The sequence below is a fragment of the Candidatus Leptofilum sp. genome (assembly GCF_965223285.1).
Lineage (GTDB): Bacteria > Chloroflexota > Anaerolineae > Promineifilales > Promineifilaceae > Leptofilum.
The window spans coordinates 5,540,669-5,555,226 of the sequence record NZ_OZ244997.1 but is presented as its reverse complement, the minus strand read 5'-3'; the positions used below and the strand labels follow the sequence as shown (position 1 = coordinate 5,555,226).

The following is a 14,558-nucleotide window of genomic DNA, read 5'->3' as shown; positions in this document are numbered from 1 at the left end:
CAGGGACACTCAGGTATAAATTGATAATAGCTAGCAGCTAGCAGCTAGCTGATGGCTGATAGACTGATAGGTAAGAAGGAGATGAAATAATGTCTGCTGAAAAAAGCAAAGAAGAAAAAAACAAAGACCTGGTCGCACGTATGTATGAGGCCCTCAACAAGACCGTGATCGGGCTTATGCCGGAGTTTTGGACAAAGGACATGAGCTGGTACGGTCCAGCGGGTATCGGCACCCTACACGGCGTCGAGGAGTTCGATGAGGCGCTGCGACCCTTCAACCATGCCTTTCCCGACAAAGTGGCCCGCGACGAGATTCGTATCGCTGAGGGAGACTATGTAGCCGCCCACGGCTATCAGCATGCCACCCACACCGGAGACTGGCTCGGTATTCCCGCCAGCGGAAAATCAGTCAAGATACGCTACATGGATTTCTGGCACGTCAAGGGGGACAAGCTGGCTGAGAACTGGGTGCTCATCGACATCCTGGACTTTTTGGAACAATTAGGCTACGACATCGACAAGGTGCTCGCATTTATCGGCTCCAAGCCGCCTGAGTTCTTTGACGGCGTGGAGACGGACTAATACCCGATGGTTGGCGAGAGCCTGCGATGCTCCCGGTGAAGGGGGAAGGAGGTGAAAAGCAAAAACAACGGTTGCAACCGATACCTGAAAGGAACGGCCGTAGTCTGTTTCTCAAGAAGCACAAAGGAGGTAAGGAAGAGATGTTTATCTCAAACAAGAACTATCTGTGGAAATTGTTAATCGCTACCATGCTGGTGTTATCCATCGTACTCTCCGCCTGTAGCCCCACATCAGAACTCGAGACGGTTGATGAGACTGTCGAAGTCGAGGCTACGACTGAGGTCTCCGTCGACCCCACGGCTTGTAACCTCGAGGCACCCGAGTCTCCGTCCACCATCAACACCATTGCCTGGGCAGGTCTCGTTACGCATTTCTATGCCGACGAGTTTGCGAAGTGTGAAGACGTGGAGAATCTTGAGGTCAACTCGCAGATCCTGGACTTCGTTAGCGTAACGGAACAGGTTCGCCTGGCGCTATCAGGGGGCGGCGAATCGCCGTACCAGATAGTGCATGCGTCCAATACCGAGCTCGTCGAGTGGGGCTCGGCGGGCTGGCTCTTGCCACTCAACGATTTGATCGATAAGTACGGTGAGGAGTACGACCTGGACGACCACTCGCCCAAGGCTTGGGAGGGTGCCACCATTGACGGCCAAGTTTACGGCATCCCGTTTATGTCCAACACGCTGCACCTCTATTACCGGTCGGACCTGTTCGAGAAATATGACCTAGAACCGCCAACTACGTACGATGAGGTGATCGCGGCGTGTGAGGTCCTGAAGGATGAGCCCAGCATCACTCTTCCATTCACCATGCAAGTGCATGCTGGCTGGGCGTGGGAGTTCAGGTTCTTCTCCTTCCTCCGGTCCTACGGGGGAGACTACCTCAACGACGATAACACGCCGGCATTCAATGGCCCAGAGGGTGTCACTGCCGCTACCCAGATAAAAGAGGTTATCGACGCCTGCATGGGGCCCGAGGGCCTCACCTATAGTATCGAGGATAGTGCGAACGGTCTGGCGACTGGTACGCTCGCGTTCATACACACTTGGGGGAGTCAAAGTACTATCTTTGACGATCCTGAGACGTCGGATGTAGTCGGCCTAGTTGAGTCCGCACCAGCGGCCGCTCCCAACCCTGGGGGACTGCTGGGAGGCAGTGCCTGGCACGACTACTGGACCATTCCAGTGACGAGCGAGGTTGACCCAGATCTCGTCTTCCGAGTAATAATGGAGGCGACGGATAGGCAGAGCCAAGAGGAGGGCGCGGAGATTCAATCCATGACCCGATTGTCAGTCCCTCAAGGCGTACCCAATGCGGCGGCCGCCAACGAGACCATCGCCAATGGCGTGGGCATCTATGACCCCAACCCGGCGGTGGCCCTGGCTCAGTCCGCCCTCTGGAACTGGCTGCCATTCATAGGCACTGGCGAAATGACGCCGCAAGAGGCATTGGATGCAGCGGCCGAGGAGTATATCACCGAAGCAACCGCCCAGGGCTTCCTTCCCTAGTCAACACAATGATGAAGGTTGCGCCCGGATTGGTCTATCGGGCGCAACCTCCTCCTTCCGAACTGAGCCAAAACCTAAGACGCGAAGAAAGGGAAAGGGCTATGAAACGAGGAACGTTCTTCAGGTATACTGCTCCGAGCAACATCGTGATGGTTGCGCTTATGACCTTGCCTCTGGTGATGGCGGTCTGGCTGGGTCTTAACTTCATCACTTTTCGCACCTTCGACACGCCGAATTTCGTCGGTCTCGCAAACTACCTGGAAGTTCTTTCCGATGTGCGGTTCTGGCAGGCGCTCGAGTTCACGCTGCTGATCGCCGCGATCTGTGTCCCGGTGCATATCACAATCGGTTTGGTCGTAGCGTTGCTGCTCGACCAGATAAAGGGCAAGATGCGGGATGTCTTCCTGCCCGGGATGCTGATGCCCATGATCGTGGTCCCCGTCGTGGGGACACTCATGTTCAGGCAACTGTTTGAGCCGGCGGGCTTGTTTGCGTGGTTCTTCAGCGAGATCGTTGGACAGCGCTTTATCTTCACAGAGCCCTCTGTGAAGGCGCTTATCATAATGCACACGATCTGGGTGAGCACGCCGTTTGCCCTGCTCATCTTTTTTGCCGGCCTGCAGACGCTGCCAGGGGAGCTGGTTGACGCTTCGGGAATCGATGGCGCCAACAGGTTGCAGCAGATCCGCTACGTTGTTATTCCCCACTTGAGGTCATTGATCGTGCTGGAGGCCCTAGTCGCGCTCATGGATTTCTACCGCCTCTTCGACAGCGTTTTCATCCTGACTGAGCTGAATCCGATTTTCAAAGCTGACTCCGTCTTGACCTATAACTTCAAAGTGGCGATGACCGTGGGGCGCTTGGGAAAGGGAAGCGCGATGGCCATCCTAACGGTGATCGGGATCTTCGTGGTGGTCATCCCTTTTCTCATTTTGACCTACCGCGAGCAGATCGAGGAGCGCTGACATGCAGCCCATCAAGAATCCTATCGGCCGGTTCGCCATCTACGTATTTCTGATACTGTTCCTGCTGTACAGCCTCGTCCCCTTTCTCTGGACAACGCTCCAGTCGTTCAAGACGCAACGGCAGGCGGCCGCGCCCATTCCGCTGTTTGTTTTCGAACCTACCCTCGAGAGCTATGGCCGCCTGTGGTTGGACTCGACCCCCGACAACCTCGCAGTACTCGCTACCGGTCTGATGGGCGTAATCGTCGTCCTGGTACTCCTTGGTGTCTTTGCGGAACGACTGCCCATCCCGAGAAAGATCATCTACGTCGGTATCCTGGGTGCTGTGATCGCGATCATTTGGGGCATCCCCAAGATCGTGGATACGGCAGAGTTCTATGACTACTTTGTGAATTCGCTGATTGTGGCCGTAGGGGCGGTCGCCATCTCGGTCAGCATCGGTTGTCTTGCTGGTTATGCGCTGGCGCGCTACTCTGGGATAGCTGGCGTGGTCATACTGCTCGTGGCACTCGCTTTTCGAGCCCTGCCCAGGTTGGCGTTCTTACTTCCCTACTTTTGGATGGGCAGGATAAGTGGCCTGCACGACACCTACTTCCTGGTGATTATTGCCCTGGTGGCAGTAAACCAACCGTTCACAATCTGGTTGTTGCGTAGTTTCTTCATGGATATACCTCGCGAAATTGAGGAGTCAGCTATGATCGATGGTGCCTCCCGGCTCGAGGCGTTCTTGAAGGTGATCATCCCGATCATGTGGCCGGGCATTGTCGCGGTGGCGCTATTCACGCTGTTGCTCGCCTACCACGAGTTCTTGTTGGTAAGAATACTCACCCAGTCAAAGTGGACACTCCCGTTGGCGATGGTCCAGTTTGTCGGCGGTGCGAAGGTCACGGGCCAGATAGCAATGCAGGCTGCAGCGGCCGTGTCCAGCACTATCCCGATCGTATTGGTGATTATCTTCTTCCAGAAGCAACTGGTGAAGGGCTTGTCGGCCGGGGCAGTGAAGGGCTGAGCCAGACGTCTGGGGTTGCAAGGGATGCTGTTCATGAGCGACCAATCCGCGCCCCATTGACAAAAAGGGCTTCGCCACCTTTTTCGAAAAAGGAGGAAATTAAAATGACAGCTAAAAAGAAGGATCAGACCCAACAGAAACAAGCCAAAAATGAGGGGTCTGCCACACGTACCTCTAAAGCGCAGGCCAACTCGCACACTCTGAAACCGAAGGGCGAGCCACGGCTGATGCCAAACGACTTCGCTATCTCTTTGGCGACAAAAGGAGGCACCGATCGCCAGTTGCTGAACCCCGCTACGCAGGGTGTGCAGCGCATGCGAGGCTTTGAAGACACTTACGTTGACATCATTGACTACATCGTCCGCATTACGCACCGCATCTGGGAAGAAAAGGACATTGGCTATATCTACGATACCTACAAACACAACTCTCACGTTTACGATGATTCCGGCCTACAATACGGCCGGGACAAGATCGTCGCGGACACCATCCACACAATCAACGCCTTTCCCAATGTGCGCGGGTATGCTGATGAAATCATCTGGGCGGGCGACGACGAAGTAGGCTTTCATACCTCACACCGTGCAGTTCTTATTGGGCACAACACTGGCTACAGTCGGTATGGCCCACCAACCGGTAGCAAGGTGACGTTGTGGTGCATCGCCAACTGCATCGCCCTGGAGAACGAAATCTTCGAAGAGTGGGTACTCTACGATACCGCCAGCTTGATCCACCAGCTCGGCTTCGACCTGCGCGAGAAAGCCCGTGAGTTTGGGAACCAAACCGAACTGGATGGACTGAACGATATGCGCTTTGGCGAGCCGGAGCGCCTGCCAGGGCAGGGCAAGCCGCCGCATATGCTTCCTAAAGCGTCGGACGGTTTTGACGTGGAGGACTTTGTTCGACGCGCTTACCACTACATCTGGAACTGGCGCATGTTGAGTAACGTGGATGCCGCCTATGCACCGACTTTGCGCTTCCGGGGATCGACTGGTCGTGTGTACTATGGCCGGGGCGAGTATAAATCGTTCATCTTATCTATAATGGCGATGTTCCCCGATTTAGTGCATCAAATCGACGACATTTATTGGATGGGCAACGATCGGGATGGCTACCTGACCTCGGTTCGCTGGAGCATCGTCGGGACGCACCGTGGCATGGGCATTTACGGACCACCCACCGGCCGGCGCATCTATATGTGGGGCATCACCCAACACCACATCAAGGACGGCATAATCGTTGAAGAGTGGATGCTTTTCAACGAATTCGCGGTTATGCAGCAGATCTATCGTGATTAGCTTGATCATAATCCGAGTAAGCCGGAACCAAGCTGAATTTTTGGTTTCATGAAGGACTAGAACATACCAAGATTTTCTCTTCGTGTTCCTAGGTGTCCTTCGCGGATGCGATCTTCTTGTGGACAATATTACCAACCAGTTGAATTTATTAGAACCAATAAATCAACGCTAGAAAAAGATACTAGGAGATAAGATTTATGTCTAAAGAAAAAAGCAAAGAAGAAAAAAACAAAGACCTTGTCGCACGTATGTACGATGGCCTCAACACGGGCGTGTTCGGGATTATGGATGAGTTTTGGACCGAGGACATGGTCTGGGATGGGCCAGCGGGAATAGGCACCCTGCGGGGCATCAAGGAGTTCGAGAAAGTACTGCGCGTACCTTTCAAGAAGGCTTTTAGCTCCAAAGAATGCATCGACGATATCCGAATCGCTGAAGGGGACTATGTAGCGGCCTACGGCTTTGAGTATGCCACCCACACCGGAGAATGGCTCGGTATTCCCGCCAGCGGAAAAACAATCAAGTTGCGCTACATGGATTTCTGGCAAGTCAAAGGGGACAAGCTGCATTTGAACTGGGTACTTTTCGACATCCTGGGCTTTCTGGAGCAAGTGGGCTACGACATCGAAAAGGTACTCGCATTCATCGGCTCCAAGCCGCCTGAGTTCTTTGACAGCGTGGAGACGGACTGATATCCGCTGGCTGGCAAGAGCCTGCGATGCCCCGGTGAAGGGGCAAGTTCACGTTGTGGCTCACACCTCAGCCTCGGTTGCTTGGCACGAGCAAGGTTGTCTGGCAATTTCTTCTTCCAGAAGCAACTGACGAAAGGCTTGTCGGCTGGGACAGCAACTGCCCTGCCCAGAAATGAAGAATGCTGCGGGGACGGCTCATGCCTCTTTCTGCTGGTCAACAAAAGGAGATTAGCATGTTTGTAGAACGTCAAACCGTGCTATGTAAAAAAGGACGTTATCATGAATTGCAAGAATTGCTTGATAATTGGTCAAAGGAATTTAAATTTCCACGGGCCAACAAAATGCGGCATTATTTTACCTATGTAGGGCAAAAATATCGCGCATTTTGCTTTGAGTTAGAGTTTGAATCCTTAGACGATCTCCAAAAAGGTTGGGAGGAATGGGATGAAATGGCAGAGGAAATGGGGCCTTATCTCGAAAAATTCAAAGAGTTGGTTGACGAACACTTGAGCAATGAACTATGGCGAGTGAAACACCCGCAATAATATTGTAGTAGATAGAAAATGAGTAAAAAAGCATCCACACTCAACCTCGGAATTGAGCGCGAGGTCTTGTTACAAGTTGAAGATGACAACCACATATTGATACAGTTTAGGAAAACAGGTACGACAATTAAAGAAAGCTCTGAAATTGTAGTGAAGTTTACAAATAATAACGCCAAAATATTTGCAAAAGAATTACTTTCTCTTATAGACGGGCCTGATGATCCGATATCAGGTATGTGGAGAGCTCAGGAAGATTTTTAATCTATTGAAAGGCCTTGAGAGGTGCGTAAACCTCATCCTGAAAGATTTACAAAGGATCTAGCTACATATCACTTTCAAAAATAGGGGACAAAATGGATGGGAACAGGGAGATCCAAGCGTAAACAACGCTCAATCCAGTCCCAGCCCAAACGAAAATAACTTTTGTCCCGACGACTCTTATGGTCAAGCAAATGACGAAACCCGCGTTTCACAACCCAACTGCCCAAAGTGATGACCCAAACAAAGGTCAAACAAACGGCCAAAACCAAGCGAGAAATGCGGTCGCAATCATTAAGATGAGTTGCTTCCAAATCAAACCCATGACCTTTCATGTCACCATACATTTCTTCAATCCACATCCGCATTTTGTAATAACGAATCAGTTGGCCGACAGAAGGGTGGTTGCTAAGAAGATACCAAGAGTCTTCTTCGCCTTGCTCCCAGTGCAAAACCAAGAAATACCAGCCTACATCATAGCTGGCGGTGACGCGCACCCAGCCAATAGCGCGGGTTTCGCCTTCTTCTATTGGCAATTGACTCAACTTCACCCATGGCTGTCCTTGCCAACGCACTTGGGTACGGCCGTTTTGTCGAATGACAAACGACCAACCTTGACGACGCAACCAGCTAGCCAGGTGAATCGATTCAAAGCCAGCATCTCCCATGACCCACACCTGCGCTCTGGCTGGCAGCAGCGTTTGGACATACTTGAACAACTTCAACTGCTCCTCAAGACCAACATGCCCTTTTCGGCCTTTGTGGATACTCCAAACCAGGGGCAGTGTTCGTTTTTTGTAGGCCATGCCAATCATCATCATCCGAAAATGAAAGCCAACTTTCGTGCAATCAATCACCAAGCGAATGTCTCGTCCAGCAAAGGAGCGTACCAACTGTTGCGCCAATGGATGATACCAATCTCGAACATGGAGATGCTTATTATTCAAAAAGCGGCGCAAGCGGTTGGTCAGGCTTGGTATTTTTCCCGGCAACGGCCATTTCCGCACCACCAGAGGCAGGTTGACTGCCCCACTCAACTGCAAGCCCAACATCAGCAACGCCATATTTCGCAATCGCGTTATCCGTTCTTTTGGCAACCATTGGCAAAGTTGGGTCAACGTTTTATGATAGGTTTGAAGGTTGTTTGGCATCATTTACTCCTTGATATGTTTGTTCGTCAAAACAATTTTATCGGAGTTGATGCCCAACCTTCTTTTTTTAATGTTCAAAGTGATATGTAGCTAGACAAAGGATTACATTTTCAATAACGGCCGTTTTTTGTTACCCATAAAATCCACCAAACAAAAGTGAACTTTTTTAGGACAAGGCAGATCAAGATTACCGAATGCTAACTGGAATCTCTTGAGACAGCGTGAAGAAAGTACCACCCCCACTTAGGCAGTTCTGGAAACCATCAAAACATACCACCAGACGAATCGTATAATCGCCCGCCTCGGGGATAGACATCCACGACGGCCAGCTAAGCCCCTCTGGTGGCATCACGTCATTGTTGCCGCCCCAGTTATTTTGGTACCAGGCCACAATATCCTGCCCGTTGCGCCGAGGCATGACGCCAATGGTGGAATAAGGCACACCCGCACCAGACGTATTCCCTACCCGCCACTCATACCAAATTTGCCCGCCAGGCGTTAGCGACGTCCGCCAATCCTGCAGGACGAAACTTTGTCCAACGATCCCATTGGCGTTGGTGGGCTGTGGCCCTGCCGGAACCGGCGTATTGGTGGGGGGAACGGGCGTATTGGTTACTGGCACAGCCGTTGGCGGTGCAGAAGTTGGGGGAACGGCCGTTGCCGTGTTGGTAGGTAGCGGTGTCTCCGTAGGCACGGCTGTTGCCGTGGCCGTACTGGTTGGTTCCAGCGTGTTGGTCGGCAAAATCTCAACAATGGCCGGTGGTAAAACAGTTGGCGAAGCAGGAACGGCCGTATCTGCCTCTGGCTCATCAGTCGGATTATCCGCCACCGCTGTTGGCTCAGCAGAATCGCCTGTATTCCTACTCTCCTGAACCAACAATACAATCGCTACAATCAGAATTAGAATCAACGCGCCAAATGCGCCGATCAAGACGCCGCGCAATGCTTTATTATTCATTTCAGCTCCTCTTCCACTACTCTGCTGCCAATTCTGGCTCTGTCGACTCCGCAAAAACGTTGTTCCGAATACCAAAAATATTTTGCGGATCGTTTGCTTGTTTAATCTCTTTAATAAGCTGGGTGGCTGCTGGCGAAATGGCGTGCTTCATAAAATCCTTGCGAATTTTGCCGACGCCATGATGATGTGAAATCGAACCACCTGCGGCCATAATCGTTTCCCGCAGCGTATGTTCAATCTTGCTAAAAACCTCATCTGGATTCTCAACACCCATCGTCGAAAAACCATGCGTGAAGTAAATGCATACCCCGGTGTGGTATAGCTGAGTGATACGGGGGGAGATATACGGCCGTCCTGGTAACCCATACTCTTTATGCTTCTGCTCCACCTGCGCCGCCACCGCATCAATCACCGCCTGCACCTTGTTCCACGGCACCGTCGTCTCATACGTCTCGCCAATAATGTGGAAGTCCGTCAAAAAGTCCCGAATGTAGGCAATCGCATAGGTCAGCATATAGCCTCGCTGCCCATTGGTGGAGCCGCCAGCAATGCCGCCATACCGCTTGGCCAACCGATTGATCAGCTTCGATTGGTAATTAACCTCTTCCTGCGTTCCTTCCATCACAATCGTAGCGGCACACAGCTCATTGGGATCAAACCCCTTCACTTTCAGCAAGAAAAATTTCTGAATGTCCCCAACAATCGCTTCCATTCGGGTAGGCTCTCCTTTTAGCGCAGAGCCAAAGCGGAATTGAATGTTATCCAGCAGACGAATACTGGCAGGCAGGGTTCCCGTTTGACTCAATTCATACAAAAACTCTGTCCCCTTCTGGAAAGTTGGAAACACCAAAGAGCCATACTTCTTGGCCTCAGGTAACTTGTGAATTTTGATGACTGCGCTGGTAATAATGCCCAAGTTCCCCTCACTGCCAAAAGCAACATGCTTGGGGTCAATGCCCAGCGATTGGCGGGGCATGGCTGGCCCTTGTTCGATAATCCCGTTAGAGGTTACCATCGTCACCGATTCAACAATATCCTCAATATTGCCGTACTTGTTTTTCTTCATGCCGCTGGCGTTTGTGGCAATCCAGCCTCCCAGCGTGGACAATTCCAAGCTGTCCGGCTCGTGACCACTGGTGTAGCCCACTCGCTCCAGCCGCTCTTCCAAATCCTTGCCCGAGATGCCCGCCTGCACGCCTGCCCGGAAATTCTCGTGGTCAATCCACAAAATTTTGTTCATGCGGCGCATATCTACAGAAACGATAGAGCGGGTTTCGTTTTGCGGTAGCTGCAAAGCGCAGCTAACGCTTGTGCCACCGCCATAAGGCACCAGGCAAACATCATGCTGTCCAGCCAGCTCGACAATCAGCTCTACATCTTGCTGGCTCTCCGGGAAAAGCACCATGTCTACTACCCGATCCAGCGCACCGTAAAGAACCTTGTACACCTCGTCGGCCGTCGTCTGGCCGTGGCTGTGGATCAGCCGCTGGCGATCATCAACAGAAACTTTTTCTGGGGAAAGTTGGGTTTGGACGGCCTGGTAAAAGTCATCATTCAGCCTGGCTGGGGGCACAGGCTTCTCTTGCACAATGGGCTTCAAGTTGTCGTAGTCGAGCTTGATGTCGAGCATTTCTTCGACGAAGGGTAAAAACTCGTGCATCACCGTGCCAGACAGCGCGTACCGGCTGCCGGTGACGGTCACGGTTTTGTCAGGATTCAGCTTGAAGTAGGTGTCGGTGAAGCCCCATTTATGATCGTAACGAATATCTTCGCCACTTGAACTGCCATCAAGTGATTTGTCTGCCATTTCGCTTTCTCTCTTCCTAAAATGTTGTTTTATAGCCAGTAAAAGCAAATGCTTTCATAGCCACCATGCATTATCAGTCAGATTGGCGATCCTGGCAAAATTCACCTAAAACTGTTCGTTGTTCGCAGCCATCGCCATCAAGCGAGCAGGCGGCGCAAAGCGTTCGCCATAGTTCTCAGTCAGCTCTTGACTGCGCTGTGCAAATGCCGCAACGCCATAATCGTTGATGTATTGCAGCGTCCCACCTTTGAAAGGCGCAAAGCCCCAGCCAAAAATAGCCCCGATGTTGGCATCGGCCACGCTGGTAACCACGTTTTCCTCCAGGCAGCGCACCGTTTCCAGAGCCTGCACAAACATCATGCGCTCGATCATCTCCGTTTGGCACAGTGGCTCACCCTGCGGCGGAAAAATCGTTTGCAGTTCCGGCCACAGATGCTTTTTGCCACCTTCTGGGTATTCATAAAATCCTGCACCGTGTGCTTTGCCGTAACGGCCGTATTCCCCCGTCATCGCATCCAAAACCTCATCAGAGGGATGGGCTGGCATCGCCTTGCCCTCCGCCCCCATATCTTTGCGCGTCTGCTCCCGAATGTGCAGCATCAGCCCCAGACTCACCTCGTCAGACAGTGCCAAGGGGCCAACCGGCATCCCCGCCTGCAACCCTGCCGCCTCGATGGCACGAGGGTGCTGCCCTTCGCCAAGCAATGCTAACCCTTCCTTCACGTAAGTGGCAAATACCCACGAAGTGTAAAAACCTCGGCTGTCGTTCACTACAATCGGCGTTTTGCGGATCTTCAGCACAAAGTCGAAGGCCTTTGCCAATGTTTCCGCGCTTGTTTCCTGGCCGGTGATGATTTCCACCAGCTTCATCCGCTCCACCGGGGAGAAAAAGTGCAGCCCCACAAAGTTTTGCGGCCGTTTCGATTGCGAGGCCAGTCCAGTAATCGGTAAGGTAGAGGTGTTGCTGGCGAAGACGGCCGTTTCCGCTACCACGTCCTCCGCTTCCTGCGTCACTTTCGCTTTTAATCCGCGATCCTCAAAAACTGCCTCAATAATCAAATCACAGCCCGCCAGATCGGCCGCGTCGGCCGTGGGCTGCACCCGCACCAGGGCGGCCTCTCGCTTCTCAGCAGACAGCTTGCCTTTGGCGACGCGCTTGTCCAGCAATTTCTCAATTTTCGCTTTGCCTGCTTCCGCCTGCTCTAAGGTGACATCTTTGAGGACGACATCTATGCCAGAAACGGCCGTTACGTAAGCAATCCCATGCCCCATCATCCCCGCGCCCAGCACACCCACTTTGCGGGTCTCTTGCGGCGGCACGTCGGCCGGGCGGCTGGCGCCCGCGCTAATCTTGTTTAGCTGGAACCAAAACGCCTGAATCATATTTTTCGCCACCTGGCTGGTAGCTAGCTGAGCAAAATAGCGGGACTCAATGCGGCTGGCCGTCTCAAAATCAACCACCGTCCCTTCCGCCATCACGCTCAAAATCGCTTCCGGGGCGGGGTAATTGCCGTAGGTGCGCTTCTTAATCATTGCTGGCGCCACCATAAGCATCTGTCCCACGTGTGGCTTACGCGGATCGCCGCCGGGGATGCGGTAGCCCGGCTTGTCCCACGGTTGTGCCGCCTTCGGATTGGCCGCAATCCATTCTCGCGCCTGGGTTAGTAGATCGGCCTCATTCTCAGCCAAAGCATCCACCAGCCCGGCGGATTTCGCCGCAACCGGATCAAGTCGTGTGCCCTCAGTGAGGAGCGGAAACGATGCTTGCAGCCCAATCATGCGTGGCAGGCGGGTTACGCCACCACCACCGGGCAGCAATCCTAGCGTCACTTCTGGGAAGCCTAACTTAAGACGCGGATTGTTCAGCACGATGCGATGATGACAGGCCAACGCCAATTCCAATCCACCGCCTAACGCTGCTCCTTTGATAGCCGCCACGACTGGCACGCCCAGCGTCTCTAGCTGCCGAAAACCTGCTTTTAGAGCTTCTGCGCTCTGAAAAACCTCGGCCGCATCGGTCACGCCGACCAGCCATCCCAAGTCACCACCCGCCATAAACGTTTTCTTGGCAGATGTGACAATCACGCCTGCCAAATCTGGCTCGGCCTGCAAGCGGGTCAAAACTGCCGCCAACGCCTCGCCAAATTCCGCATTAATTACGTTGGCCGACCGCCCCGGCCGATCCAGCGTCAACGTCACAATATTCTGCTCATCTTTTGAGTATTGAATTGCCATCCTTATCCCCTAATGAACCTAAACCGTTGGCTACAAATGTCTATTAAAATGAAATAGGTAATGGTAGGGGTTGGTCCCCGTGCCAACCCAAAGGGCAGACACAGAGGTCTGCCCCTACCGATATGGATCAAACCCGCTCAATAACAGTGGCAATGCCCATGCCGCCGCCTACGCACAATGAAATTAAGGCCGTAGACAAATCGGTGCGCTCCAACTCATCCAGAACGGTACCCAACAGCATCCCCCCGGTTGCCCCCAGCGGATGCCCCATCGCTATCGCGCCGCCGTTGACGTTTACATTTTCGGCCCCCTCGATGCCCATATCGCGCATGAAGCGCAGCACCACGGAGGCAAACGCTTCATTAATTTCAAACAAATCAATGTCTTTTGCGTCCATACCCGCCAGCTTGAGTGCTTTTTGCGAAGCTGGGCCAGGCCCAATGAGCATGATGGTTGGCTCCGTTCCCACCAAAGCGGCCGACCGAATTTTGGCGCGGGGCTTCAAGCCCAACGCCTCTCCCTTCTCTTTGGAACCAATTAGCACCAGAGCCGCCCCATCCACAATGCCGGAGGAGTTGCCTGCCGTGTGTACGTGGTTGATGCGCTCGACCTCGGTATACACCTGCTGTGCCAGGGCGTCGAATCCCATCTCGCCGATGGCCGCAAAAGCAGGATTGAGCTTGCCTAGCCCTTCTACAGTTGAACTTGGCCGAATGTGCTCATCTTTTTCCAAGATGGGCAGTCCATTTTGGTCATGGACTGGCACCACAGAGTTTTGGAAGTAACCATTGGCCCAGGCGTGGGCAGCCCGCTGCTGCGAACAGACGGCAAAGGCGTCCACGTCCTCACGGCTAAAGCCTTCCATCGTGGCAATCAAATCCGCCCCGATGCCCTGGGGCACAAAGTTCACTTTGCTGCTGACTTTGGGGTCTAGCATCATCGCGCCACCGTCAGAGCCCATAGGAATGCGGGACATGGATTCGACCCCGCCCGCCACGACGAGTTCTTCCCAGCCGGAACGCACCTTCATGGCAGCCATGTTGACAGCTTCCAGCCCGGAGGCGCAAAAGCGGTTGAGCTGCACCCCTGGCACATCCACATCCCAATCGGCGTAGAGAACGGCCGTTCTCGCCACATCCGCCCCCTGATCCCCAATCGGCGTCACGCAGCCCAGCACTACGTCATTCACCTGCGACGTATCCAAATTGTGCCGCTGCTGCATTTCCCGCATGAGCGTGGCCAGTAGCTCCACTGGCGCCACCTCATGCAAAGACCCATTTTGCTTGCCCCGCCCACGCGGGGTGCGAATCGCCTCAAAAATATACGCTTCCTGACTCATGCCTAGCTCCTAGAAAATGATTTTGCCACAGAGACCACAGAGGAAAGAGAGGGGTAAAGTGGTTTTCTTTGTGGTTTGCCGATTTCTTTTGCCTATTTTACAGGTTGGCAATCCTGAATCCAATCAGTTTTTGACAATTGGCAAACTGTCGGTTATCTTTTATTTCAGAAAAACCTAACGAATGTTCGTTTGGTCTTCTAGACTGTATCAGA

13 protein-coding genes are annotated in these 14,558 nt (G+C 53.0%); 8 read left to right on the top strand and 5 right to left on the bottom strand.

The annotated features are described in order from the left end of the window. The first annotated feature begins 89 nt into the window (after positions 1 to 89). The 8 genes from ACOQPU_RS24930 (at position 90) to ACOQPU_RS24895 (ending at position 6,859) form a co-directional block, all read left to right on the top strand. Positions 90 to 581 carry an ester cyclase gene (locus tag ACOQPU_RS24930; RefSeq protein ID WP_420642536.1) on the top strand — a complete coding sequence of 164 codons (492 nt, stop codon included), beginning with the start codon at positions 90 to 92 and terminating at the stop codon, positions 579 to 581. A 26-nt stretch (positions 582 to 607) separates the two neighbouring features. Further along, complete coding sequence (locus tag ACOQPU_RS24925; protein ID WP_420642535.1) at positions 608 to 2,089, top strand: ABC transporter substrate-binding protein; 1,482 nt, start codon at positions 608 to 610, stop codon at positions 2,087 to 2,089. Between the two features lie 101 nt (positions 2,090 to 2,190). Further along, a complete protein-coding gene (locus tag ACOQPU_RS24920) occupies positions 2,191 to 3,054 on the top strand; it encodes a carbohydrate ABC transporter permease (RefSeq protein WP_420642534.1) in 864 nt (287 codons plus the stop codon). Position 3,055: 1 nt separating this feature from the next. Continuing rightward, positions 3,056 to 4,063, top strand: a complete 1,008-nt coding sequence (locus ACOQPU_RS24915) for a carbohydrate ABC transporter permease (RefSeq protein WP_420642533.1) — start codon at positions 3,056 to 3,058, stop codon at positions 4,061 to 4,063. A 104-nt stretch (positions 4,064 to 4,167) separates the two neighbouring features. Then, a complete protein-coding gene (locus ACOQPU_RS24910; protein ID WP_420642532.1) occupies positions 4,168 to 5,361 on the top strand; it encodes an ester cyclase in 1,194 nt (397 codons plus the stop codon). A 197-nt stretch (positions 5,362 to 5,558) separates the two neighbouring features. After that, positions 5,559 to 6,053, top strand: a complete 495-nt coding sequence (locus ACOQPU_RS24905) for an ester cyclase (protein ID WP_420642531.1) — start codon at positions 5,559 to 5,561, stop codon at positions 6,051 to 6,053. Between the two features lie 233 nt (positions 6,054 to 6,286). Next, entirely contained in the window at positions 6,287 to 6,598 is a 312-nt protein-coding gene (locus ACOQPU_RS24900) for a hypothetical protein (protein ID WP_420642530.1), read from the top strand. A gap of 18 nt (positions 6,599 to 6,616) precedes the next feature. After that, a complete protein-coding gene (locus tag ACOQPU_RS24895) occupies positions 6,617 to 6,859 on the top strand; it encodes a hypothetical protein (protein ID WP_420642529.1) in 243 nt (80 codons plus the stop codon). Between the two features lie 74 nt (positions 6,860 to 6,933). Here ACOQPU_RS24895 and ACOQPU_RS24890 read toward each other — a convergent pair whose 3' ends face one another. The 5 genes from ACOQPU_RS24890 to ACOQPU_RS24870 all read right to left on the bottom strand — a co-directional run bounded on the left by ACOQPU_RS24890 (position 6,934) and on the right by ACOQPU_RS24870 (position 14,346). After that, positions 6,934 to 8,010, bottom strand: coding sequence for an IS4 family transposase (locus ACOQPU_RS24890; protein ID WP_420640550.1), 1,077 nt, complete (start codon positions 8,008 to 8,010; stop codon positions 6,934 to 6,936). A gap of 184 nt (positions 8,011 to 8,194) precedes the next feature. Continuing rightward, positions 8,195 to 8,965, bottom strand: coding sequence for a hypothetical protein (locus ACOQPU_RS24885; protein ID WP_420642528.1), 771 nt, complete (start codon positions 8,963 to 8,965; stop codon positions 8,195 to 8,197). Between the two features lie 16 nt (positions 8,966 to 8,981). Then, complete coding sequence (locus ACOQPU_RS24880) at positions 8,982 to 10,772, bottom strand: FAD-binding oxidoreductase (RefSeq protein WP_420642527.1); 1,791 nt, start codon at positions 10,770 to 10,772, stop codon at positions 8,982 to 8,984. Between the two features lie 105 nt (positions 10,773 to 10,877). Beyond that, positions 10,878 to 13,013 carry a 3-hydroxyacyl-CoA dehydrogenase NAD-binding domain-containing protein gene (locus tag ACOQPU_RS24875; RefSeq protein ID WP_420645871.1) on the bottom strand — a complete coding sequence of 712 codons (2,136 nt, stop codon included), beginning with the start codon at positions 13,011 to 13,013 and terminating at the stop codon, positions 10,878 to 10,880. 121 nt (positions 13,014 to 13,134) lie between these two features. After that, positions 13,135 to 14,346, bottom strand: coding sequence for an acetyl-CoA C-acetyltransferase (locus tag ACOQPU_RS24870; RefSeq protein ID WP_420642526.1), 1,212 nt, complete (start codon positions 14,344 to 14,346; stop codon positions 13,135 to 13,137). Positions 14,347 to 14,558: the final 212 nt, after the last annotated feature.